Origin of the sequence: Cohnella sp. WQ 127256, from assembly GCF_024519285.1 — a bacterium.
Classification (GTDB): domain Bacteria; phylum Bacillota; class Bacilli; order Paenibacillales; family Paenibacillaceae; genus Cohnella.
The window spans coordinates 1,648,243-1,673,407 of the sequence record NZ_JAMZCY010000001.1 but is presented as its reverse complement, the minus strand read 5'-3'; the positions used below and the strand labels follow the sequence as shown (position 1 = coordinate 1,673,407).

Annotated in this window: 18 protein-coding genes; 15 read left to right on the top strand and 3 right to left on the bottom strand. The window is 44.9% G+C overall.

What is annotated here, in order from left to right; all coding sequences use genetic code 11:
- Positions 1-135: 135 nt before the first annotated feature.
- Together M1K58_RS07465 and M1K58_RS07460 are read left to right on the top strand one after the other, a co-directional pair.
- Entirely contained in the window at positions 136-1,317 is a 1,182-nt protein-coding gene (locus M1K58_RS07465; RefSeq protein ID WP_256758022.1) for a KamA family radical SAM protein, read from the top strand.
- 214 nt (positions 1,318-1,531) lie between these two features.
- Positions 1,532-3,022 carry a PQQ-binding-like beta-propeller repeat protein gene (locus M1K58_RS07460; RefSeq protein WP_256758021.1) on the top strand — a complete coding sequence of 497 codons (1,491 nt, stop codon included), beginning with the start codon at positions 1,532-1,534 and terminating at the stop codon, positions 3,020-3,022.
- On the opposite strand, the gene M1K58_RS07455 is transcribed toward M1K58_RS07460, so the two are convergent.
- Positions 3,001-4,185, bottom strand: coding sequence for a hypothetical protein (locus tag M1K58_RS07455; protein ID WP_256758020.1), 1,185 nt, complete (start codon positions 4,183-4,185; stop codon positions 3,001-3,003). The genes M1K58_RS07460 and M1K58_RS07455 overlap by 22 nt on opposite strands.
- A 124-nt stretch (positions 4,186-4,309) precedes the next feature.
- Here M1K58_RS07455 and M1K58_RS07450 point away from each other — a divergent pair, with 124 nt between their 5' ends.
- The 3 genes from M1K58_RS07450 to M1K58_RS07440 all read left to right on the top strand — a co-directional run bounded on the left by M1K58_RS07450 (position 4,310) and on the right by M1K58_RS07440 (position 8,357).
- Positions 4,310-5,239, top strand: a complete 930-nt coding sequence (locus tag M1K58_RS07450; protein WP_256758019.1) for a VanW family protein — start codon at positions 4,310-4,312, stop codon at positions 5,237-5,239.
- A gap of 17 nt (positions 5,240-5,256) precedes the next feature.
- Positions 5,257-7,434, top strand: a complete 2,178-nt coding sequence (locus M1K58_RS07445) for a YhgE/Pip domain-containing protein (RefSeq protein WP_256758018.1) — start codon at positions 5,257-5,259, stop codon at positions 7,432-7,434.
- Positions 7,435-7,538: 104 nt separating this feature from the next.
- Positions 7,539-8,357 (top strand): DUF2935 domain-containing protein, encoded by an 819-nt coding sequence (locus M1K58_RS07440; RefSeq protein WP_256758017.1) that lies wholly within the window; start codon positions 7,539-7,541, stop codon positions 8,355-8,357.
- A gap of 65 nt (positions 8,358-8,422) precedes the next feature.
- Here M1K58_RS07440 and arsC read toward each other — a convergent pair whose 3' ends face one another.
- Together arsC and M1K58_RS07430 are read right to left on the bottom strand one after the other, a co-directional pair.
- On the bottom strand, positions 8,423-8,845 hold the full coding sequence (arsC, locus tag M1K58_RS07435; protein ID WP_256758016.1) for an arsenate reductase (thioredoxin): 423 nt from the start codon (positions 8,843-8,845) through the stop codon (positions 8,423-8,425).
- A gap of 33 nt (positions 8,846-8,878) precedes the next feature.
- Complete coding sequence (locus M1K58_RS07430) at positions 8,879-10,171, bottom strand: arsenic transporter (RefSeq protein WP_256758015.1); 1,293 nt, start codon at positions 10,169-10,171, stop codon at positions 8,879-8,881.
- Between the two features lie 100 nt (positions 10,172-10,271).
- Between M1K58_RS07430 and M1K58_RS07425 the strand changes: the two genes are divergently transcribed.
- The 10 genes from M1K58_RS07425 (at position 10,272) to M1K58_RS07380 (ending at position 25,016) form a co-directional block, all read left to right on the top strand.
- Positions 10,272-10,673, top strand: a complete 402-nt coding sequence (locus tag M1K58_RS07425) for a MerR family transcriptional regulator (RefSeq protein ID WP_256758014.1) — start codon at positions 10,272-10,274, stop codon at positions 10,671-10,673.
- A gap of 103 nt (positions 10,674-10,776) precedes the next feature.
- The gene (locus M1K58_RS07420; protein WP_306220184.1) at positions 10,777-11,115 is read left to right on the top strand and encodes an ArsR/SmtB family transcription factor; all 339 of its coding nucleotides are present in this window, start codon (positions 10,777-10,779) and stop codon (positions 11,113-11,115) included.
- A gap of 3 nt (positions 11,116-11,118) precedes the next feature.
- A complete protein-coding gene (locus M1K58_RS07415) occupies positions 11,119-11,916 on the top strand; it encodes an arsenite methyltransferase (protein WP_256758276.1) in 798 nt (265 codons plus the stop codon).
- A gap of 61 nt (positions 11,917-11,977) precedes the next feature.
- Positions 11,978-12,739, top strand: a complete 762-nt coding sequence (locus tag M1K58_RS07410) for a MerR family transcriptional regulator (RefSeq protein ID WP_256758013.1) — start codon at positions 11,978-11,980, stop codon at positions 12,737-12,739.
- 463 nt (positions 12,740-13,202) lie between these two features.
- Positions 13,203-14,234 (top strand): LacI family DNA-binding transcriptional regulator, encoded by a 1,032-nt coding sequence (locus M1K58_RS07405; RefSeq protein WP_256758012.1) that lies wholly within the window; start codon positions 13,203-13,205, stop codon positions 14,232-14,234.
- Positions 14,235-14,250: 16 nt separating this feature from the next.
- Positions 14,251-16,650 (top strand): alpha-L-rhamnosidase-related protein, encoded by a 2,400-nt coding sequence (locus M1K58_RS07400; RefSeq protein WP_256758011.1) that lies wholly within the window; start codon positions 14,251-14,253, stop codon positions 16,648-16,650.
- Positions 16,651-16,707: 57 nt separating this feature from the next.
- A complete protein-coding gene (locus M1K58_RS07395) occupies positions 16,708-18,063 on the top strand; it encodes an ABC transporter substrate-binding protein (protein WP_256758010.1) in 1,356 nt (451 codons plus the stop codon).
- A gap of 76 nt (positions 18,064-18,139) precedes the next feature.
- Entirely contained in the window at positions 18,140-19,018 is an 879-nt protein-coding gene (locus tag M1K58_RS07390; RefSeq protein WP_256758009.1) for a carbohydrate ABC transporter permease, read from the top strand.
- Between the two features lie 2 nt (positions 19,019-19,020).
- Positions 19,021-19,854, top strand: a complete 834-nt coding sequence (locus tag M1K58_RS07385) for a carbohydrate ABC transporter permease (protein WP_256758008.1) — start codon at positions 19,021-19,023, stop codon at positions 19,852-19,854.
- Between the two features lie 26 nt (positions 19,855-19,880).
- Complete coding sequence (locus tag M1K58_RS07380) at positions 19,881-25,016, top strand: Ig-like domain-containing protein (protein WP_256758007.1); 5,136 nt, start codon at positions 19,881-19,883, stop codon at positions 25,014-25,016.
- Positions 25,017-25,165: the final 149 nt, after the last annotated feature.

Sequence of the window (25,165 nt, the reverse complement as noted above, 5' to 3'; positions counted from 1 at the left end):
TTTGACCCTACAAGCAGAAGGGATGGTCTTCTGCTCGTAGGGTCTTTTTGACTTCAAATAAGAAGGGGGAGTTATGGGGGATTGGAATGGATTCGTTCTCGAATTCGAATGAATATACCTTGAGGAGGAAATGGAATGCCGCAACCCAAGTATATTACCGATATCGGAAAAATCACTCGCATACCCGAGGAGCAACGTGAAAAGCTGAAGCAAATTACGGAGAAATTTGTGTTTCGTGTCAATGAGTATTATTTGAATCTCATTGATTGGAATGATCCAAATGATCCGATCCGCAAGCTAGTCATCCCAAACGAGGAAGAATTGCAGGAATACGGCAGATGGGATGCATCAGATGAAGATACGAATTATGTGGTTAAGGGATGTCAGCATAAGTATCAATCCACGGCACTCCTAATTGTCTCCGAAGTGTGTGGAGCCTACTGTAGGTACTGCTTCCGCAAACGGCTCTTCCGCAATGACGTATATGAAGCGACCTCGGACATTGAACCGGGATTGCAATATATTGCGGCACATCCGGAAATCAGCAACGTACTCCTCACGGGAGGAGATAGCTTGATCCTTGCCACATCTAAACTGCGTGCAATTTTGCATAGATTACGGGAAATCGATCATGTTAAAATCATTCGCTTGGGCTCTAAGATTCCCGTGTTTAACCCTATGCGAATTTATGAAGACGAGCATTTACTTGAAGCGATCCGGGAGTTCTCTAGCGCTGAGAAAAGAATATATGTGATGGCGCACATCAATCATCCAAGGGAAATTACTCCGGAAGCCATCCGAGGCTTTCAAGCCCTTCATGATGCGGGGGCAATTGTTGTTAACCAAACCCCTGTGCTAAAAGGCATTAATGATGATCCTAAAGTTCTCGGCGATCTTCTGGACAGATTATCTTGGGCAGGTGTGACACCATACTATTTTTTCATAAATCGGCCTGTCGCAGGTAATGGTGATTTTGTATTACCTCTAGCCAAGGTTTATGAACTCGTGGAGCAGGCGAAAGCTCGAACATCTGGACTGGGCAAACGTGTTCGACTTTCTATGAGTCATACGTCAGGGAAAATCGAAATCCTTGCGATTGAAAATGGGAAAGCCTATTTGAAGTATCATCAGTCCAGAGAGGATCAATATGGAAAATTTATGATACTGGATTGTCCTGACCATGCATCTTGGTTTGACGATCTGCCAGGAAGTGAGAACCACTGGAAGAAGCCAAAGAAAAAGACGGATGCTGTTGTTTCTGTGAACGAGCTGCCAGAGCTTCCTCAAGGGAGGACGAAAAAAGTAGCTGCTCTTTAATAAGCCTAACTTCCGAATATGTTAGATCACGAATACCGCCGAGAGGCGGTATTTTTGTGCGGTTTAAGAGGTATCTCCTGTAAAATGAGGGGTTCCGATGGGATATCTGTAGATGTGACAAATATTCCTGTAATACTCGCTGATCGTTTGACAAGCTTCTCTAAACCTAGTGGGTACAATCTATTTATCCTGAAGGTGGAGGGAATTAATAGAGATGTCCCGTGGAATAAAGACTCTTATTCTAGCACTCATTTTAGTCTGTTTGTACCAGGAAATCGCCCAAGCCGGAAGTCTTATTTCCAATCAGTGGAAGTCAATGCCGACTGAGCCACAGACATTCCCTGAACCCTATACCGAAGTAGAAGGGATACTGACCTTTCGAGGTACGAACGAACGTAGCGCGCCCTCCTATGGAACGACAGATATGAAGACGTTTAAGCCAAAGATTGTTTGGGAGAAAAAAACAAAGTCGAGCTCGTGGGGCGGCGGTGCAGGCTGGACCGGACAACCCGCTATCGTAAAGTGGGCTCCTGAAGTGCTACGAACGATGAATGTCAAAGCAAAATTTCTCACGAAGCCTGATTTTACGGAAGTGATCTACGCTTCACTCGATGGTTATGTGTACTTTATGGAATTGGAAACCGGAGAGGAAACACGTAGCCCAATTAAGGTCGGAAATCCTATTAAAGGGAGTGTATCGGTTGATGCTCGAGGATACCCTCTCTTATACGTGGGAGAAGGGATTCCTGAGAATGGTACGATTGGATTTAATCTATATAGCTTAACAGATCAGAAGAGACTTCTTCGTGTGAACGGTAAGGATCCATTTGCGTATCGGACGTGGGGGGCTTTCGACAGCTCGGCGATGTTTAATCGGTTGAATGACACGCTAATTGTCGGTGGTGAGAATGGAATCGTCTATCATTTGAAGCTGAATACCGTCTTCGATCCAGCCCGCAAATCGATCAAGATTGATCCTGTTATTAGCAAGTACCGTTATAAAATCTCCGGCAACAAATATCAAGGTATTGAGAATTCCTTAGCTATTCATAAAGACCTAGCCTATTTCGCGGACAATGGCGGCAGTATACAAGCATTGAACTTAAAGACGTACTCTTCGGAATGGGCGCTTTCACCTGTTGACGACACGGATGCGACTATTGTACTTGAAACGGAAGGCGGCGTACCCTATTTATATACCGGAACTGAAGTAGACAAGCAAGGTACGAAAGGCAACTCCTTCATACGGAAAATCAATGGATTAACGGGCGCGATTGTTTGGCAGAACAAATACGCGAGCTTTTCCTTATTGGGCGAACATCCTGTGAATGGTGGATTATTGGCGACACCCGTAATGGGTAAGAAGGAAATCGCAAAGCTCGTTATTTTTACGATTGCAAGGGTTGGCACCTTCAGCGGAGGGTTAATGGTGGCATTAGATAAGGCGACAGGAAAGGAAGTTTGGACACTTCCGATGGCGAATTATGCGTGGTCATCTCCTGTGGACGTATATGATAACACGGGCAAAGCCTATCTCATCCAGGCAAATTCTGTAGGCAGTGTCTCTGTTATTTCAGCGAGTAATGGAAAAGTGTTGGGGAGCTTGAACATTGGAACTAACATTGAATCATCCCCTGCGATATTTAACAATTATGCTGTCGTGGCTTCTCGCGGTGGTAAAATTTATGGAATTAAGCTGGAGTGATTCGTTGCACCTTTTGTTTCTAAGTCATCAATATTCCAAGGTGACTTGTTAGATTCACGCTTGAAAATAAACCTGTAATGCGTATTTCGATCCGGTTGACTGTTCTTATGAACCTTAATGGGCAAGTTAAGGTCTGTCGTTAAGCTTTCATTCCACCCTGAAGGATTGATTTGCTTTAACTTCTTAGGGAGATGAATTCGAATGGATGAGAGAGACCCCAATTCGGTGACGAAATAGGAGAGTCTCTCTTTTGTCATGCCATTTGCAATTTGCTGTAGCATTTCCACATCCTGTTGATTCATCGCCTCAATGAAGCTCTCCGCCAAGAGCATTGGGGAAGCAGAATCGAGATAAGGTCTGAGATTTCCCGTCGCTTTATAAACCATCAATTGGTGTGCGGGATCGGGGGCTGTGGATCGATGGGATGTGCTATCTAAGAAATGGACGCAGAAATGACCCGAGAAACCATTATCCGGAATGCCATCTCCGCCATGTGGCATGCCATTCATCGATGCAGCAATCCGTTTTCCACCAGATTGAACAAGAATCGCTTTGCGTTTCCAGCTCCAATGCCCACCATATATTTGTGACATGATTTTCGAATCCTCTTTCGTAATCGGCTGCACATCTGCATGACTACTCCCCGCGCGGCGTTGAACCTTGAAGGAAAGACCGGTTTCCAAATCGGTTATGGAAAAGATGCTTTTACGAGCGACTAAGCGCCTAGCATCTTCCCATTTTGTCAGCTTCCCATAGTGACTCTTACGCAAAGCCTCTGTGTATTTCAGTAAGGATTCCGTAATTGCTGGGGGGACAATTAGTGATTGAGAGGCTGCCTCATCCCATAGTTCTCCCGACTTTTCCATGCGATAATGTGATAGTTGTTGACCGTGCATGAAAGAAACCTCTATATCTGTAAACAAGGAAGCTTCGTTAGTGGCTTCCTTTTTGGCATTGAGTATTGCTTTGGTGATTTTCGGATTGGAGATTTCGAGCTTACTGAACATCAAGGCAGTTTGGCTAGAGCGAACCAAGATAGTTAATTGGGACGTGGGGGATGCTTCAGCGGGTTTAGCGGCGATGACGGGGAAACTTGGCTGCAGAAGTATGGAAAAGATCGTTAGCGCCATGAGCAGAGCTATTCCCTTTTTGAATTGTTTCATCCTGTTTCCCTCCATTTCAGTTATTTTATTCTCGGCAACGAGACAAATAATTATGTAATGAATTGGGGGATATTATAGTTTGTTGGACTTATTATGAACCATTCATGAATGGAGGTCAGGACTTTTGGGACTGAATTGGATCGTCAGTATCGTTATGTTAATTCAACAAGCTTTTCATCCAGATAGCCTAGTCATTGCGGAGCAGGGTCAACCCATAGTCAACATAAAGCGTTCCGATTACATACTTCCATATGTGGGCTTGCCGTTCACCAATGAAACTAAGCTAAATAAGCTCATCGATGAGGTGTATGGGCGCCTCTATCATGCTCCAATCAATGCGGGTCTTAACGAATATGAGGGAATCATACCTGAGCAAATGGGGAGCGAGTTGGATCGTCGCGCATTCATGGATCAGGTTTACAAATTTATAGTCGAGGGGACAGCCTCTAACATAGAGGCTCCACAGCAAATCATTCATCCGAAGGTAGATAGTGAGCTTCTTACTTCGATTAGGGAAAAGAAGATTGGTCAATATACGACTTACTTTAATTCTCGCAATAAGAACCGCTCGAAAAATATTAACCTCGCTGCCCAAGCGATCAACAATCAATATGTGTTTCCCGGAGAATCCTTCTCGTTTAATGGGATTGTTGGTGAACGTACAACGAGCAAAGGTTATTTACGAGCAAAAGTCATCGTGAAGGGGGAAGTGGCTGAGGGGATTGGTGGTGGGATATGCCAAATCTCATCGACACTGTTTAATGCAGTCGACAGGGCCGGGCTTCAGATCATCAAGCGCTACTCCCATAGCAGAAGTGTTCCCTATGTCCCTCCTGGACGCGATGCCACTGTAAGCTGGTACGGTCCTGACTTTGTTTTTCAGAACAAGTACGACCAACCGATCCTTATTCGGAGTGTTGTATATGGCGGCCAAGTGACCATTATCATTTATACCTCAGACGAGGTTCATGTCAAGCAACGTGGCGTTCCAAGCGCATCGAAACGATTACCTGAAGAGGTTCCTGCAGACCAGAATGTTAATCGAATTCATTAGATCGGTGGAGGTACGATATGCAGCCATTTCAAGTGTTTAAGCAAGCCTTTAACTCTTTTGTCAAGCAACCGATGCTTGTGATCTCCTTTGTCGCGGTTGCTTTAATTCCCTCGTTATATAGCGGTTTCTTGATCAAGGGGGCGTGGGATCCGTATGGCCAACTGAGCTCTCTTCCAGTTGCAGTGGTGAACCTGGATCAAGGTGCAACCGCTGATGGTAAAGCGTTGAATGTTGGTCAAGAATTCGTGGAGGAATTGAAAAAAAATACCAGTTTCGAATGGGATTTCGTCAGTGCAGATGAAGCGGAGCAAGGGATGAAGGGCAACCATTACTATGCATCACTCACCATTCCGGTTAACTTCTCAGAGGAAGCGGCTTCATTGACAAGTGAGCATCCAAAGCAAGCGGAAATTATTTTTGAATCGAATAGTTATTATAACTACGTGGCTGGGCAGATCAGTGAGAATGCAACTAGGGAGCTAAAGGATAAGCTTTCACAAAATATGACGGAAACCTATTCCCGCAGTATCTATAAGCAATTCGAAGCGTTATCTAGCGGGTTAAGCACGGCAAGTGATGGGGCGTTGGACTTGAACAAGGGGGCTATCCAGCTAGGAGATGGAGTTACCAAGCTTAAGGGAGGCATTAGTGATCTCGCAAGTGGGGCTAATCAAATCAATAGCAAGGTTAGTTTGCTTTTGGATGGTGCAACTAAGGTAGGATCAGGAGCTTCGCAAGTGAAATCTGCGGCATCTGATTTATCAGCGGGAGCTCAGAAGCTGTCAGCAGCGGGGTTAAAGCTTCAGGAGGGGGCATTGAAGGCGGAGCAAGGGTCAACGGTTTTGCGCTCTGGGATACAATCTACCAAAGAGGGGGCGGACCAATTAACTGCAGGTCTAAAGAGCTCGGTATCAGGCTTGGAGCAGCTTCAAAGCGGGTTAGAAGCATCTGTTTCGGCAAACGACGGGCTATCCACTGGAAGCGCTCAGGTTGCAGCAGGCTTGAAAAAAGTGATGGATTCCAATGCCGATCTCGCTGCTGATCCAGAATTACAGAAGCTGTTAGCGGCTAGCCAAGAAGTGTCGAAGGGAACCAAGGCATTGTTAACGGGGCAAAAAAAACTACTAACGGGCAGTAAAGCTGTTGTTACAGGGCAACAGAAATTACAGGCAGGCAGTCAAGCCTTAAGCTCAGGCCAAAGTCAGTTATTTCAAGGGGTGTCAGATTTACAAGCGGGTCAGAAGCAACTAACGACAGGCTTAAAGCAATTTAATACCAGCTTTACTCAGATCGTGAGCGGCAGTAGCAAGCTAGCTCAAGGAGCTAGTCAAGTCAATGGAGGAGCTTCGCAGCTACATACCGGCGTGGGGCAAATGGCAGATGGGATCAAGAAGGTAGCGAATGGAGCGACACAATTAAACAGTGGTGCAGTACCGCTAGTGGATGGTGTTGTTAAGCTGGTCGATGGGACTCATGAACTGGCTAGCAAATTAAAAGACGCCGCAGAGAAGTCTTCTGTGAAAGCCAATGATGAGATGATAAGCATGCTCGCACAGCCTGTTACGATCGTTTCGAATAATGAGCGAAAAGTGTCGCTGTATGGGAACGGCATTGCACCTTACTTTATTTCCATGGCTTTATTTGCAGGGGCTCTCGTGTTTACGACGATTGTTTCGGCTCGCAGCACGATTGTCGATGGGGCAAGGGGAATTCCACTCTTTATAAGTAAAACGTTAACCTTTGGTTTAATCAGTTTGGCTCAATCGCTAGTTGCGGTTACGATTCTTGTGTTTCTACTCGGGATGAAGGTCCAGAGTATCCCCCTGTTCTATATGTATACGGTGCTGGTGGGCTTCACCTTTATGTTTATTATTCAGGCAATTGTGACATGGTTGGATTTACCCGGGCGGTTTGTCGTGCTGTTACTTATGATCTTCCAGCTAGCTTCAAGTGCAGGAACATTCCCGCTTGAACTACTTCCCGGCTGGGCTAAAGCGATGAATCCTTTGCTTCCGATGACCTATAGTATTCGTGGCTTCAGGGATGTCATCAACAGCGGCGATTACAGCGACATGTGGCATCAAGTGGCCCGTTTAGCTGCTTATTTGATCGTCTTCCTGGCATTGACCCTCATCTACTTCTTGAGAAAAACAAAAGAACACACGGAGGAGCAGTTAATGCCAGTTAAGGTGTAAGCAAAGCCGACGGACCGTTAAGTCTCAATTGGAATAGGCGATCACCCATCGAAGCCTTAGCACATATGTTGTGTTATTGATGTTAAGGTGAAAGGGGAAGCGATGTGTCTATTGAATTTGTGGCGCGTTCGTTGGATGAAGTTAGATTCTGGTCGCGGATTATGAAGGAGCATTCTTTATTTCTTAAGCTAGGATTTCGTTGTGAGGATACCCAATTAATAAATGAGGCTAATCAGTTTTATGCCTTATTTGAAGCAATTGAGAATAAAGCAAATGGCTTTAATACAAATACAGACCCTCGGACCATTCAACATTTTAATTCAGAGGTTCATACCGCAACTTCTCATATATGGGTATTTAAGAGGAAAATATTAGGTCTCATTTTGCGATGTCAACTACCTGGGGCGAATAACTTTCCTTTGCTAGTGGATCATACCAGTCGGGAAGCCTTTTACTTCAGGAATCGCCTAGAGGAGCTTAATTCGGGGAAGCTAGAGCCACTCCCCGATGCGATCATTACTGAAAATGTATTTTTCCTGAAGATTATGGCGGATCACGCTAAATTTATTAGCCATCTTCTAGATCCATCCGAGAGACAGCTTGTTGAACAAGCGCGGGGCTTTAGTGATGATTTTGATAAGCTATTGTTTCAAGCTCAAGATTTGGAGCATATGAAGCCGCAATCCCAGACGGTTCCGCTGCTTGATCAATTCCTTGATGACAATCGAGTGTCTGTGAAATCATTGCGGGACTTTAAACAAACCGCTCGCGATCTGATTAATGCTTGCCGGATTAAGAGCATTATTCATCCCTTGCTTGCGGATCATGTATTTCGTGAAGCAGAGAGATTTCTCTTCATCATTGATATGTTTGAGCAGCATTTAGAAGGTAACAAGGTAGATGTTCATCAATTACAGCATTAACATTTTAGCATTAGAGACCAAAGGGAATGCCCCCAGTTGCTATTGGGTGCATTTCCTTTGTTTGATTAGTGGCCATCCAGAATAAAATCCTCAATTTTTGTTTTAATGGAATTACGCACAGCTCGGAATTGTTCCATGATTTCTTCTTCTGTACCGGTTGCTTTGGCGGGGTCGTCGAACCCCCAGTGTAATTTGATCACATTAGGATTAGAGATGACGGGGCAGTGCTCATCGGCGTGACCGCAAAGGGTTATAACATAAGCTGAGCGATTCAAAGTATTTGCGTCAATAACATTGGAGAGGTTATTGGAGATGTCGATACCGACCTCAGTCATTACCTTCACTGCGCGAGGATTCAGTCCATGAGCTTCTAAGCCAGCGCTTTTCACTTCATACTTGTATTCACCAAATGCATTCATGAAGCCATCCGCCATCTGACTCCGACAAGAATTGCCTGTACATAGAAAATAAATGAGTGGTTTAGCCATATTGAATGACGCTCCTTTAGGGATGGATTAAGGTTAACCAATGATTCTCAACCAGAAATAGAGGCTGGTAAGAGTGATGAACAATACCGGAACTGTGAGTACAATACCGATCTTAAAATAATAGCCCCAACTGATTTTGACACCTTTCGTGGACAACACGTGGAGCCATAGCAGTGTTGCTAATGAGCCAATTGGCGTTATTTTCGGTCCCAAGTCCGATCCGATGACGTTGGCGTAGATGAAAGCTTCCCGAACGACTCCGGATGATCCCGTCGCTTGAATAGCTAGAGCATCAATCATGACTGTAGGCATGTTGTTCATAAGCGAAGAGAGTATAGCTGCGATAAAACCTGAGCCAATAGTTGCGATGAAGAGGCCTTGATCACCGACCCAATCGAAGATCGTACTCAGCCTGTCAGTTAATCCTACATTGCGCAATCCGTAGACGATGACATACATCCCAATCGAGAATGAAACAACCGACCAAGGAGCACCTTTGACCAGCTTCCAAGTATGAATTTCTTGACTTCGTCTGGCGAGAAGCAGGAACACAATAGCGGCTGCTCCAGCAAGGATAGATACGGGAATGCTGATCCATTCACTTGCTAAATAAGCAATCAGAAGCATCGAAAGAATAACCCAAGATAATCGGAATAAACGAATGTCTTTTATCGCTTCGCTTGGTTGTTTCAATTGACTTAAGTCATATTGCTTAGGAATGCTCTTGCGGAACATCAGATAGAGGACTAACAGGCTTGAAGCAATGGCAAATAGTGTGGGAACAACCATACGAGAAGCATATTGTACAAATCCAATATCGAAAAAGTCTGAAGACACGATATTAACCAAGTTGCTGACAACGAGTGGAAGAGATGCTGTATCTGAGATGAATCCACTAGCCATGACGAAGGGGAGAATCATTCTGGAATCAAATTTTAACGCACGAACCATGGCAAGAACGATTGGGGTTAAGATTAATGCAGCACCATCATTAGCGAACAATGCAGCGACCGCAGCACCGAGTAAAATGACATATAAGAACATCAACAGTCCGTTTCCTTTGGCGAATCGTGCCATATGAAGGGCAGCCCATTCAAAGAATCCAATCTCGTCCAGAATAAGCGAGATCAAGATCACTGCGACAAAGGCTAGCGTTGCATTCCAGACGATGTGTGTGACATCCCAAACATCGTTAAAGTTAACGACTCCGCACAGAAGAGCAATGACAGCACCCCCACATGCAGACCAGCCTATATTCAAACCTTTGGGCTGCCAAATGACGAAGACTAAGGTGACGATAAAAACGATAAACGCAGTGAATAACATATTTCTCTAATAGCCCCCCTAGTGGTCAGTACGCTCATGATTCGTTATACTTATCTCCACCATACAACTTCAAGTTAACTTTAAGTCAAGGGGGAGCATCATGTTATCTATTGGGGAAGTAGCAGAGAGATGCGGAGTGGCAACCTCAGCCATTCGTTATTATGAGCAGATTGGACTAATCCCTTCACCTGAGCGGATTAAGGGGAGAAGATGCTTCTCGGATGATATCCTTAGTCGCATGGATACGATTAAATTAGCCCAGAGCGCTGGATTTCAGATCGATGAAATTAAACAGCTAATGGATGGCTTTGATTCTAATATTCCACCCTCAGAGCGCTGGAGAATGATGGCGATAAAGAAGCAAGAGGACCTTGATAAGCAAATGGAACAAATCTTGAAGATGAAAGCTATTTTATCAAAAAGCTTAGGGTGTAGCTGTCTGTCCTGGGAAGAATGCTTCTCTGAGCCTACGTTTACTATTCATCGAAAAAAATTGATTTAATCTTGATTTATTCAAATTTGATATGCTATCATTGTTAAATCAAAATAATTTGATTTATTAATCAAATTATCCAAAGTTATTGTGCAAAAGGAGCAGTATAAATATGGTCAAAGATCTTCCCATGTATAGTCAGCCAACGGAAACAGTTGATTTCACGATATACGAAAAAAAGTTCAAGGCACTCGCGGACGAGAAACGTCTACAAATCATGTACGAGCTTACTCAGCGAGGGAGTGTTTGTGTATGCGATCTATGCGAATGGATCGACATGCCTCAATCCAAGCTTTCGTATCATCTGAAGATTTTACTGGATGCCGGGTTCATTTTGCGTGAAACGAGAGGAACTTGGAGCTACTACCAGCTTAATGATAAGGAAGTAAATAGATTGCTGTCACCGGAATTGTGCTGTATTTTCCGTAAAGAGGACATAAGGAGCGAATAAATGATGAACGAAGTAGAAAATGATGAAATTCGTCAGCACGTCAGGAATCGTTACAAGAAAATTGCTTTGCAGGATACATCATCAGATAGCTGTTGTGAACCAGTAATCTGCTGTAAGGAGTCATCCCCTTCTGTTGATCAGATGTCTTCAAAGCTTGGTTATTCGGAAGAAGAGTTAACTGTTGTGCCGGTAGGAGCGAACCTTGGACTTGGTTGTGGGAATCCGCAAGCAATTGCCTCTCTTCAGCGAGGAGAAGTTGTTGTGGATCTTGGCAGCGGCGGCGGTTTCGATAGTTTCTTGGCTTCGAGGCAGGTTGGAGAGACCGGAAAGGTTATTGGGGTGGATATGACTCCAGAAATGATAAGCAAAGCTCGTGGAAATGCCTTAAAAAGTGGATATCAGAATACGGAGTTCCGTTTAGGGGAAATTGAGCACCTGCCTATCGCTGATCAAAGTGTTCATGTCATTATCTCCAACTGTGTAATTAATCTCTCACCAGATAAGCAGCAAGTATTCAATGAAGCTTATCGGATATTAAAGGTTGGAGGTAGATTGGCTATTTCGGATGTTGTTACGACTGCTGTGCTACCAGAACTTATCAAACAAGATATGGATGCCCTGGCCAGCTGTGTCTCAGGTGCATCCTCCATCGGAGAGATTGAACAAATGTTGATAAATAGTGGGTTTAAGGACATTGCTATCGAACCTAAAGACGAGTCGAGAGTGTTTATCAAGGATTGGGTTGAGGGAGTTAACATCGAGGATTACATCGTTTCCTCTGTTATTAAAGCTGTAAAATGAACTTGCGCTTGACATTGACGTTGCGGAAAGGAGTACGCTTATTTTGTCAGGAGGCACAAACATGGAATATACAGTACAGAAGCTTGGCCTTCTGGCAGGCGTAAGTACTCGAACGCTCAGGTACTATGATGAAATTGGCATTCTAAAGCCGGCTAGAATCAATTCGTCAGGGTATCGAATCTATGGGCAGAAAGAGGTTAATCAGTTGCAGCAGATCCTGTTCTATCGTGAACTTGGCGTAGGCTTGGAGGACATTAAAGCTTTGTTGACTTCCCCAGCCTTTGATGCGGATATTGCCCTTAGGGAGCATCGCGTTAAGCTACTTGAGAAACGGGAGCAGCTAGACACACTTATCGCCAATATTGATTTGACATTATTACAGAGAGAGGGAAGTCAATCGATGAGCGATGAACAAAGGTTCGAAGGCTTCAAAAAGCAGCTAATCGCGGACAATGAGAAGCAATACGGTGAAGAAATCCGAGCGAAGTACGGTGCGGATCAAATCGATCAATCGAATGATAAAATTAAAGGCATGACGGAGAAGCAATACGCGGAAGTCGAACAATTAGCTGCCGAAATTCACAACGTGTTGGCGGAAGCTTTCGTGACAGGAGATTCGGCTGGTGATCTCGCACAGAAAGCCGCACATCTTCACCGTCAATGGTTAAGCTTCTACTGGGCAAGCTATAGCAAAGAAGCTCATGCTGGTGTTGCTCAAATGTACGTGGAGGACGAACGGTTCACCTCTTATTACGATAAGGATCAGCCCGGAGTAGCTATGTTTCTTAGAGATGCTATATTGATCTATACTGAGAACGATTAAGCAGCGATTAGTACGGGAAAGACGACAGCTGATGGTAAAGGAGCATCTTACTACGGTCTGATTGACTATTTTGCTCCTAGACAATGGACGAGTAAGGCATTCGCTTATGCGCCAACTCCGCCACACAATTTGAAATCCTATATGCTAAGTTATCCGATTAAACTGAATGCGTATGCGGATATGCAAAACTTATGACAAAGCTATGCAAGAGATGCTTGAGGAGTTTAGAGCAATCAACGGCAAATAACCATTAGACACCGAGGCGCAAGACGGGTTCAACAATCCCTGCGCCGTTTTTCCGGGGACCGTCCGAAGACTAGTCGGGCGGTTTCTTCGCTTACTAGCCGAGCTTTTAATCGGGTGAGAGGAGGAAAAAAATATTTTCGAATAAAGGGACTTGAATTTTCCAAATTAATTGTTTATATTGAAATGGTAACGCAACCATTTTGAATGGAGAAGACAAATGGTAACCTTAAAAGATGTAGCACAATTGGCAGGAGTTGCTCCGATCACGGTCTCGCGAGTAATTAACTATCCTCAATCCGTTAAGGAAAGGACTCGTTTGAAAGTAGAACGTGCGATCAAGCAATTAAATTACTCTCCTAACAATATTGCGCGAAGTCTGGTGACCAATCGTACGAATATTATTGGGGTACTGCTGTCCAATATTGCTAATCCTTACTTTTCAGAATTCATTCTAGGAGTAGAGACCAAAGCAAGGCAGCTTGGGAAGAGTATTATTATTTGCAACGCCATGGACTATGAGAGTGCTAAGAGTAATGTCAACCTATTATTGGAGCAACGAGTGGATGGTATGATCTTTACCTCTCTAGAGTTCGACTCTATTGCTCTGCAAGAGCAGCTGTTCAGAGAACTAGAAGAGATTAATGAGAACCGAAAGCAAACTGTTCCGTTCGTGCTCGTGGATCCTTTCCCTAAGCAGACGTTACTTCCATCGATTCTGATCGATAACTATATGGCAGGAACTTTGGCGATGGAGCATCTCCACGAATTAGGACACGAAGTCATTGCGCACTTGAACTTGAATAGGGATGCGAATGTTTGGATTGATCGTTTTCGAGCTTACAGAGATGCTCAAGCGAATAAGGGGATTCAGCTTAACACGGATCACGTCGCACTTATTGAGAAGGAAGATGTCCGGGTGGCAGAAGAGGCCGCGTATTCCTTACTCCGAGCCATTCCAAGGCCAACAGCTATCTTCGCTGCTAATGATGTATTAGCTGTAGGAGCACTTCAGGCAGCTCATCGGATGAGGATTAAGATCCCGGAGGAGATATCTATTATCGGTGTAGACGGGAACGACATTGCTAAGCACAGCTATCCAAGAATGACGACGGTAGCACACCCCCGTTACCAATTAGGGGAGTTATCAGCGGAACTGCTGATTGATTTGATTAATGGGAAGGAGGATACTGTAAGGCAAATGGTTAATTGTACACTGCAAGTAAACGAAAGCACAGGCCCTTTACTATAGCAGCCGGAGGAAATACATGAGCAACAGATCAGAATGGCAAGCCAAATGGATATGGAGTTCGGGAGAACCGACAACTCTGATCGAAGGAAAACATGAAATTGTTTATTTTCGTAGAAGCTTCACCGTAACGGATATTGAATCCGCTAAGCTTGTGTCTCACATATCCGCTGACAGCCGTTATCGGTTATATCTAAACGGCGTGTCAGCGAGTGTTGGCCCTTCTAAGGGAGACCGGTTTACTCATTATTATGAAACGGTTGACTTGACGAATCTGCTAGTTACTGGACTAAATACATTGGCGGTCAAGGTTGTTCATTACACCCCCTGTGAACCATTCCGCCTAGGAGATGGAGGACCCGCATCGGTTTGGAGATCAAACAAGGGCGCTCTCTTATTCGAAGGTATTTTAACGCAACAAAATGGTAACGCAACCATTTGCCTTTCTAGTGATGAACAGTGGGAATGTTTAGTAGATCATGCAATTCGATTTGAATCGGGCGAGCAGGAAACTCTCTACGTTGGTGGAACAGAGCGTGTGGACGGTGAGAAGCTACCGTTCGGATGGCAGCGGAATCAAGATGTCGCAATGGGATGGAAGCCGTCCGTTATTGTCTCGAATATCATGGATCCCCTATTCGGACAATTAACCCCGTGGCCACTTGCTCCAAGGACGATTCCAGCCTTGTATGAACATGAGAGAGGATTTGTGGGCGTTAAACGCATAAGCTCGTCAAAGGCCGAGCCTGTGTTCCATTTGTTAAGCAATCCAACAGAATCGCAGTTCTGGGTCGTTGCACCCGGAGAAAAGTTCGTGGTTGAGCTTGATGCTGGGGAATTGCTGACAGGTTATTTAACTCTAGAGATTTCTGGAGGAAAGGCTGCAAATATTGAGATTCTATGCTCAGAGTGCTATGAGAAGGAGCCGGAATCGACGATCAGGAGAAACAAAGATATTCGCGATGATCCCAATGGTCGTCAACTATATGGGGAGAAAGATCTCTATGTTGCAGCAGGGGTAGGGAATGTTGAGCGGGGTCAGCTGGAATGTTATGAACCTTTCGAGTTTCGTACGTTCCGATACGTCAAACTGACGATTGAAGCACAGGAGCAAGAGCTTCGTCTGCACCGCTTCAACTATCGGGAGACGGGTTACCCCTTGAAAGTGAAAGCTACGTTCCAATGCTCTGACGAATCATTCACTCCCTTATGGGATATCAGCATCAACACACTGAAAAGGTGCATGCACGAAACGTACGAAGATTGTCCCTATTACGAGCAGCTTCAATATATTATGGATACTCGTCTGCAGGCCCTTTTTACATTCCAGCTTAGTGCGGATGACCGACTCGCCAGGAAAGCCATTTTCGACTTTCATAGCTCACTTATGCCGGACGGCATGATTCAGAGTCGCTATCCATCTCTGTATCCGCAAGTTATTCCTGGCTTTTCTGTGTACTGGATCATGATGGTTGCAGACCATTATCGCTATTTCGGAGACCTGTCGCTTGTTCGCAAATATTTATCAACGATTGATGCGATCTTGGGTTGGTTTGATGCTCAAGTCATTGAGAATGGTCTGGTCGGTAAATTACCTGCGGAAGTATGGTCCTTCGTGGATTGGGTAGAGGAATGGCGTCATAGTCAAGGTATACCCACAGCGAATGAGAGCGGTCCTCTAACTTATTATAGTCTTATTTATGTAAGTGCTCTTCAGACGGCAGCGGATCTTAACCTACAGGTCGGGCGTCACTCCACAGCGGAGGAATACATATCCCGTTCCGAAATCATTAAGAGTGCAGTTCGGCAGCATTGCTGGTCTGAGGAGGAACGAATGTTTGAGGATGGTCCAGGTACAGGATTATATTCTCAGCATGCACAAATCTGGGGGGTGCTTTCTGAAACGATCGAGGGAGAAGAAGCAAGCCAGCTGATGGATCGCATGCTGCTCAATCAACACTTGCCTACTGTCTCGTACGCGATGTCGTTTTTCTTGTTCCGTTCTTTAGAGAAGACGGGGAGATATGAACGATCCTTCGAGCTGTGGGACATCTGGAGAAAGCTTGCCGCGCAGGGATTAACGACTTGGGTCGAGGATCCGGTATCGCAAAGAAGCGACTGCCATGGCTGGGGAGCTGTTCCGATCTATGAATTTACGAATCAAATTCTCGGAGTACAGCCAGCTGATAACGGTTACCGCGGAATTCTTATTAAGCCGATTACAGGTAGCCTCACTTGGGCAGAGGGCACGGTGGCAACACCCGTAGGTGATGTGCAGGTCGCTTGGCGCAAAGAGGATAATGGATATTTTAACCTCACGTTATGTAGTCCGGAAGGTATACCCGCACGTATTGAATTGCCTGATGGTAGCGTCCATGAACGTATAAACGGAGGAAATTGGAGTACGTCATCACGGTAAGTTTTTTAATGTGTAAACATTGAAAATAAACTAATTTGAATAAGGGGAGCAAAGAAAATGAAAAAGATGACTAAGGTCTGGGGAGTCTGGTCGATTTGTGCAGCTCTAATCTTAATGCTAGCAGCTTGTGGGTCTGGAAATAAAGAAACAGGTGCCACGGAATCACCAGTTGCAACGAATGCAACGGAGCCAGCGGCATCAGCGTCGAACAGTTCAACGGAGCAGGTAACACTTAAATTTCTCTATATTTGGCCCGAGTTCGAAGATAAGATGAACGAAACGATCAAAAATTTTGAAGCAGCGAATCCGAATATTAAAATTAAACCTGAAATCGTCCCATGGGATAAGGTCATCGAGGTTCTACAAACCAAAGTAGCTTCAAAGCAAGAGCCAGACATCTCGTTCGGATGGACACACTGGATGGCACCGTTCGTCAATGAGGTCGATGCAGCACTTCCTCTAGATGAATATCTGAACAAAGATGAGGCTTGGAAAAATTCATTTGTTCGTAACGATCTGCTAGCAACAAGTATTGTAAGTCCAGAGAAGCCGTATGTTTCCAATATTCCGTTTAAGCTCTCCTTCCAGGTCGTCATTTATAACAAAAAGATATTCGAAGATAACCAGTTACAAATTCCGCAAACGTTGGAGCAATTCGAAATGATCATGTCGACATTAGCCTCGAAGAATATCATTCCACTTGCTGCCAGCGGTAAGGATGGAAATCTCGATATTCTTAAGGATTCATTCGCAGGTATGAACTTCTACCGTAACGGAACAGCGACTGGGGATTGGTTAAAGGGCGAGGAAAGCTATTCTTCACCTGAATATCTCGCAGCTATGGAGTTTACGAAAAAATGGTTTAATCAGGGGTATTTCGGTAAGGATTCTTTCGCGGTTGGTGGAGACGAGGTTTCTAATCTACTACTTAGCAAAAAAGCAGCTATGGTGTTAGGAAACAACAATCAGATCTCTGCGCTTCAGCCTCAAATCGATGATGAACTGGGAGCCTTCTTGTTCCCTGCTCCCGAAGGTATGAAAGCTCAAGCTCCGCTTACCGCAGATGGATTCTTCGTGCTGAAGGCGAGCAAACATCCAGAAGAATCGGTTACTTTCTTGAAATACTTGACTAGCCAGGAAAATCAGAAGCTCTGGGCGGAGTCAACGCAATCCATGCCTGTTTTGAAGGATCTGAAGACCGGAAACGAGACTATTGATACGCTGATCGATCAAGTTGCATCTAGCGCTTCAGATTATCCTAAACAACAACTAAGCTACAATCCAGGAGAACTAGCTAAGCTATTACAAGCAAGCTTTGCCGAGTATTTGCTCAAGAGTGATGCAGATGTGAAAAGCACTGCAGAGAAGATGGAGAAGGATCATCGCAATGCTATAAATTCAGGTAAACAATAGTCTTACATTTCCAAACGTCAGAGACTGGTGAGGTCATCCATATTGCCAGTCTCACGTTTGTGACGAGGAGATCCACATGACAGAACGTAAAACACTGATGTCTTACTTATTCTTATTACCGGCTTTGTTGTTATTCGTAGCCTTCTTTCTCTATCCGGTAACGACCAGCATCGTAAGAAGCTTTACCGATTGGAATGGCTTCAATGCAGCATTCAGATGGGTCGGATGGAGAAATTACGAAACGATATGGAGCGATATCCACTTCTGGGAATCGACTGGACGTACGCTTAAATTCGCTTTTATAACAACAGTCGCACAAACTGTCCTTGGATTTCTAATTGCATTTTTTATCTATTCTCTCGTGTCAGAGCGTTGGAAAAAATTACTGCGGGTGGCCATCTATACTCCGGTCATCTTGCCTGGGGCGGTCGTATCCCTCCTCTGGGTCAATATGCTTTCCCCGAATTTCGGCATGGTGAACGAATGGTTACACAAGCTGGGGCTCGGCTCCTTTGCCAGGGGATGGCTGGGTGATCCCAGTACGGCAATGAATATGATCATGGCAGTCAATACGTGGAAATATATTGGTCTGACGGTTACGTTCTACATCGTGGCTATGTTGACTATCCCTAAGGAAGTCATAGAGAGTGCTAAAATCGATGGTGCCGGAAAAACCAGGATGATGTGGAATATCTTTCGCCCATTATTAACGGGTATAACGGAAGTGAATTTCATTTTATCGTTAATCGGTGGTCTTAAAGCGTTCGACCTCATCTATATGATGACGGGAGGCGGACCGGGCGACAGTACGACGGTGCTTGGAATTATGGTTTATCGGAGGGCGTTCCTGTCCTTCAAATTCGGCGAAGCTATTACCATGGGAATTCTATTGTTCATCATCATCCTTGTGCTGACGTTGATTAGTAGAAAACTAATGGCGAATCGAGAGGGATGAAGATGTCCAGAAACAGACTAGCGCAGTGGAGTAACTATGTGTTGTTGTCGTTAATTACTTTAATTATTCTGTATCCTATGCTTTATATGATCTTGAATTCACTGAGATCGACTAAAGACATTATGTTGTTTCCTACACGGTTATGGCCTACAGGAAAGTTACAATGGATGAATTACGCAGATGCATTCCATATTGGTAAAGTATCTGTCTACTTTCTGAACAGTGTAACGGTTACAGGCGCTACACTGCTTATTCAATTAATCGTCGTAACGCTTGCCGCGTATGCGTTAGGCAAATGGAAACCGCCGGGGTATCAGATCCTGTTCTTTTTATTTCTAGCTACGTTGATGATAACCTCTGAGATGACGACTATTCCTGTATTCCTGATGCTTCGCCAATTCGATCTGCTGAATACACATCAGGGTTTAATCCTGGCGTATGTAGGCGGAGGGATTGGAATGGCCATCTATTTGATTAAGAATTTCGTCGATACCCTGCCCAAAGAGATGGAAGAGGCAGCAAAAATAGATGGAGCCGGGTTGTTACGTATATTCTGGTCGATCGATCTTCCGCTCATTGTTCCTGTTCTCGCAGTTGTCTCCATCATGAGCTTCGTAGGGGTTTGGAGCGAGTTCTTCTGGGCGTTGATTACGATATCGGAAGATCGGTTAAAAACATTGCCGCTAGGCTTGCTTAACTTTCAATCCCAGTATAATACCAATTATGGTGTTCTGTTGGCGGGTTTAACCATTGTAACGATTCCATCCATGCTCGTCTATTTGCTCTTCTCTCGTTATTTTATTGAGGGGATGACTGCTGGCTCTATTAAAGGATAGCTATTTGACATTGTGGAGGTAGGAAGATGAATCGGTTATTATCCGGATTGCTCTGCTTTTGTATGCTTTTGACAAGCGTAATCATAATAGCGCCAGATACGAATCGGGCTTATGCAGAGCAGGTGACACCCACACATGGGGAATTTGAAGCTGTTGAGTCCGCAACTGTTGAAAATCTAGAGGGTATACCTACACTTCACTTGAATGGAAATCCACGTCCACTGGTTGCTTGGTTTCAGTGGGAGTGGTACCCACAAATGACTAAATCGGCTAAGAAAGCGGGTATTCATATTTATCAGCCACGACTGACGACTGGATACCCTACGCTTGAAGTATGGTTACCCGAGATGGAGAAAATCATAGAGACTGATCCAAATGCCTATTTCCTTCCGATCCTCTGGCTGGGTTCGGATACGCCATTTGGTTTCGACCGTAATAATAGTGCGGAAGTAAACGGGGATAAAGGCTCGAGCTGGGGTGTAAATTCCACAGCTTCTATGGAATGGAAAAATCGTGCAGAATTGTTCCTAAGAGAACAGATCCGGCGATATGAATCTAGTCCTGTTGGCGACCATATTCTGGGATACATGCTAAGCGGCGGTAGCACTGGAGAATGGTTTAATGTTGATACTTGGGCTAATCGTGACTTTGATCACGGCTTGAGCAATGTAGCGACTTTTCGGGAGTGGTTAAAGAAAGCCTATGAAGGGGATGTTGAGAAGCTACGCGCTGCTTGGGGAGAAGACAATGTCACTTTTGAAAGCGCATCCATTCCGTCTAAGGCAAACGGGGACCCCTTTTTGAATCCGAATATGAATCGATCAGCAATCGATTACGTCCAATATCAGAATGGACAGCTTTCGAAATTCATTGTCGACCTGTCTAGTGTTGTCAAAGAAGAAGCCGGACGTAATAAGCTCATGTCCGTCTATAGTGGCTATACGATGGCCTTTGGTCAATTTGGGCCTATATCAGGTGAGCTTGATCTTGAGGCGTTGTTAGAGAGTCCGGATATCGACTTGATCTATTCACCTCTGGATTATACACATCGTAATCTATCCGACGGGTTCTCTAGCGTTCACGGAGCAATGGATTCGGCCAGACTACATGGCAAGCTGTATGTCGCAGAAGATGATTATGCGACGCACATAGGTACGGATACACATGGCGCTCCTCCATTATCGGACGATGTGGAAGGTTCGATTGCTCTGTTATGGAGAAACTTCGGATTGACGCTGACGAAATCATATGGCCAGCATTGGTATGATGATACAGGCTATGGCGGCTTTAACAATGCTCGTATGATAAACGAAATTCGTTTAATGAATCAGCTAGCAGAGGGTTCCATTCAATTACCAAGACAATCAGGTGCGGAAATCGCGCTTGTCGTGGACGAATTCTCCCAGATGATACAATCATCCTCATCCTCTCACGTGAACGAAAGACTTCGACTCATACGAGACGAGCTATCCCAGGCAGGTGCTCCGTATGATATCGTGTTGATGTCGGATGTGCTTGAAGGAAGGGCAGATCAGTATAAGCTGTATTTATTCGCCAATGCATATGCTTTGAACGATTCGCAGAGAAGCTCTCTGGAGCTATGGAAACGTACGGGAAAGACGCTGGTCTGGTTCTATGCTTCGGGTTATTGGAAAAGGGATTTAGAGGGTCTAGATACTCGATCGGCAACTCAGATGGAAGAAGTCATCGGCATTCCGATTACTGAAGCTGAACCGCAAACGTATACAATAGAGGCTATTGATTCTGCGCTTGAGCCACTGTTGCAAGGCATAGAACCAGGGTCAGCTTTGGGTGGATCAAGAAGTGTTCCAATTCCCTTATTCTCGGCATTACAATCCGAAGGGGCTAAGGTATTCGGACGTACCGGACAATTAGCAACCGCTGCATACAAAGATCATGCTGAAGGTAGTGATATTTGGATTAGCTCTCCCTCCATATCTTCTGTTCAGTTATATCGTAACTTGGCGGATAAGGCAGGAGTTCATCTGTATTCTAGAAGCGGCAAGCAGGTGAACGCGAATGATTCATTCCTGTTTATAACGTTTCCTGAAGGTATGACGGACACGGTAAGCTTTCCGGATGGACAGCCCAGATATGATGTAACGAACGACCGTATCGTGTATCCGGATCAAGATGGAAATCTGGTTATTACGACAACTGGGCCTCAAACACTCGTATTCTTCAATGGAGAAGAAGGGGCATTGGGTTTGGATAGAAGCGGCAGTTATACCACTGAGCTTAGTCGGCTTGTCGTTCGTCAATCGGGTGAGACCCTTCAGAAGCAAAAGCTCGAGTCCATGCAAGCTAGGAAGCTGGATGTGACGGTGGGTTCCCATTACGCTTTGGACGTTACTGGCATTACACCGGAAGGCTTCTATTTCTATCAGGATGAAATGTCTGATGCACCCCTATGGTCCAGTAGCGATGAAGCTATTGCAGCTATATCCTCTAATGGTCAGCTGTCAGCTCTAGCCCCTGGTACGGCGACCATTACGGCAAGGGTAGGCCAGATTAGCGCGACAATGGAGATCGCGGTCAAGCAGTCATTGGGGCAATCGTTGTTGCCACGAGTGGGGCAGGCAACATGGAGCACATGGTCTTTGGCTAACGGTTGGCATCCGTTTGCTTTAGGCACAGGTAGCGCTTATGGTACGGCGGCTGCGATGCAAGAGGTTGTATCGGAAGACGGGCAATCTTACAGCAATGTCTATCGCTATGAGCCCCTTCAATCGGGAGAGCAGGTGAGTGCCTCTGTTGATTCGATACTCGTTCCGAATAAATCCAAGGTGAAGGCAATTGCGACCTTCCGATACCCTGAAGGGACCCCACCAGGGACATACAACTCGGTAATATTCGATGCCTATAGGGAGGGCGGCGCAGGAAATATATTTGTAGTTCAGAAGGATTTGTCAGTAACGGGAACAGGAACGTCGATCGAAGCGGATTTATCCGCCTATGTGGGCCAAAAAATCAGAATCGACGTAAATGTTAGAAACAATTCGGTTACGAATATTACTTATGGAAAAGTTGATCTTACCGAGTTTAAGCTTGTTTATGAAGATGAGGCGCCACAGAGAGAGGTCAGTCATTTGGACTTTGTCCAAGTGAATAAAACTGTTCAAGTGGGTACCTCAGATGTGCTTACAGTTCAGAAGGTATACAGTGACGGCAGCCGCGAAGCATGGGTGCCAGGAGTGGATGCACACTTCTACAGTGATCGACCGGATTTGGTGACTATTTCAAATCAAGGTCATATCGAGGCTTTAGGCACAGGAACAGCAGCGATCACTCTGGTGACGAACGAGTACTTAGCCCGAGCTTACGTCCATGTTATCGGAGACGAGTATATCTACCAGGATCTGATTCAGACCTATGCGGAGCAAGGAGCTTGGACGATCGAACCTACGTATGCCTCGTTCCCATTCGGTACATCGACGCCATATGGAGGGGCTAGACGACCATCGTCAGTGCAAATGGAAGACGGACTGATCTATAATCATCCGATTGTATTCAGCGGTAGTGATACCGGTTTAGGAGTGAATGGTCGTATCGCGATGGAAATTCCAGACGCTGCGGAAGTTCATTTGATTGGCAAGCTTGGCTATACTGCAAACGTAGATCCTGAACCTGTCAATCAATCGTCTAGTTTCTACATGCGCTCATGGGATGCGAGACAACCCTTTTACAATTCTTATGATGTTGCTTATGACGGAAAGTTAGAAACTTTTGATATCGATTTGTCAGCATTTCGTGGTCAAACATTAACGGATACGGATATTTATTTCTTGAAGCCTATTGGCGTTAATCTTGAGATCGGTCTTGTAGAGCTGCAGTTCCGCTACAAAATGCCTGATGATTCAAACCCAGTAGCTATTTCATTGGATAGAGCGCATATCGTCTTAAGCATCGACGGAGAGGATAGCTTAACGGTTACAGAACTGACGGACACGGGGAATTATCGTATGCCTTCGTTGCCTGTTACTTGGAGTACCGAGCAAGCTGATATCCTATCACTAGATACTAATGGGACGATAAGGGGACTTAAACCAGGAATCGCCATCGTTCAAGCGGATATGGGTGCTCTGAGGGCTCAAATGATTGTAGAGGTTCGTCCAAAAGGGTTGATAAGAGGACCAGCAGCGGATCCTTACCGTTGGACAAGTCTGGAAAGGTTGCCTCAATTCTCACTTACTAATGCTGATCTCCCTTACCGTTATGTAGGTCTTCACTTAAGGGAACCCGTTATGTCACCGCCTGTAGTTACTAATCCGGTAGCATCGTCAACAACGCTTGAACATTCCTATACGATTACAGGAAGTGTTACTCAAGGTACAAAGATCCAAGTGTGGAATGATCAAAATGGTAACGGTTGGCTGGATAACTTAGATACACTAGTCACACAGACGCAGTTGTCAGACGGGGAGGTCGCATTCGAAGTTCAGGTTCCGTTTACTTCCTTCGGTGAGTATCGTTTTCTGGTAACGGCCTCGAATTCGATTGGTGAGCGAAGTGCAGAAACCGTTGTTCCGCTCATCACTTATATTGCACCAGGTAACGAGCTTGCTTCTAAGCCAGGAAAGCCACTTTTATCACATGATAATGGGTTTGAGACGGGGTTACATGATGGTGAGTACCATGTGAGTATGAATATGTGGTGGGGGAATAATGGCACTGTTTATAAGCTATATGAAAATGGAGCGTTAATCGAAACCAAGAATCTATCCGATCATTCTCCCGATCCACAGACATCGATTAAATCGGTATCAGGTAAAGAGAACGGTGCTTATAGTTACACTTGCGAGCTTATTAATTCCGTTGGAACGACCAATTGTGATCCACTTACAGTCACAGTAACGGATGCTTCTCCAGGTAAACCGGAATTGTCGAACAACAATTGGGGTCGTAAGGGGGATTATACCGTTACTATGAATATGTGGTGGGGGACGAATGGCACGAGTTATCGGTTGTATGAGAACGGGGTGCTGATTGATACGCAGCAATTGACAGCCAATACACCGAATGCGCAGTCCGCTACAACAGTAATAAAAGGGAAATTACCAGGCATCTATCAATATCAGGCTGAAATCACCAATGAAAACAGCTCATCCAGAAGTACAGAAATGAGTCTAACGGTGGAATAAAATTGGGTTAATGCTTGAGGCCGTCAGGTTATGCTGACGGTCTTTCTTATTATTTGATGGAATATGATTTGATGGAATAGCGAAATGGAGTACAAATTTGCCCGTGCTTGTGTTGGAAGTCCAAGCTATTGTTCAATTTTTCATAAATA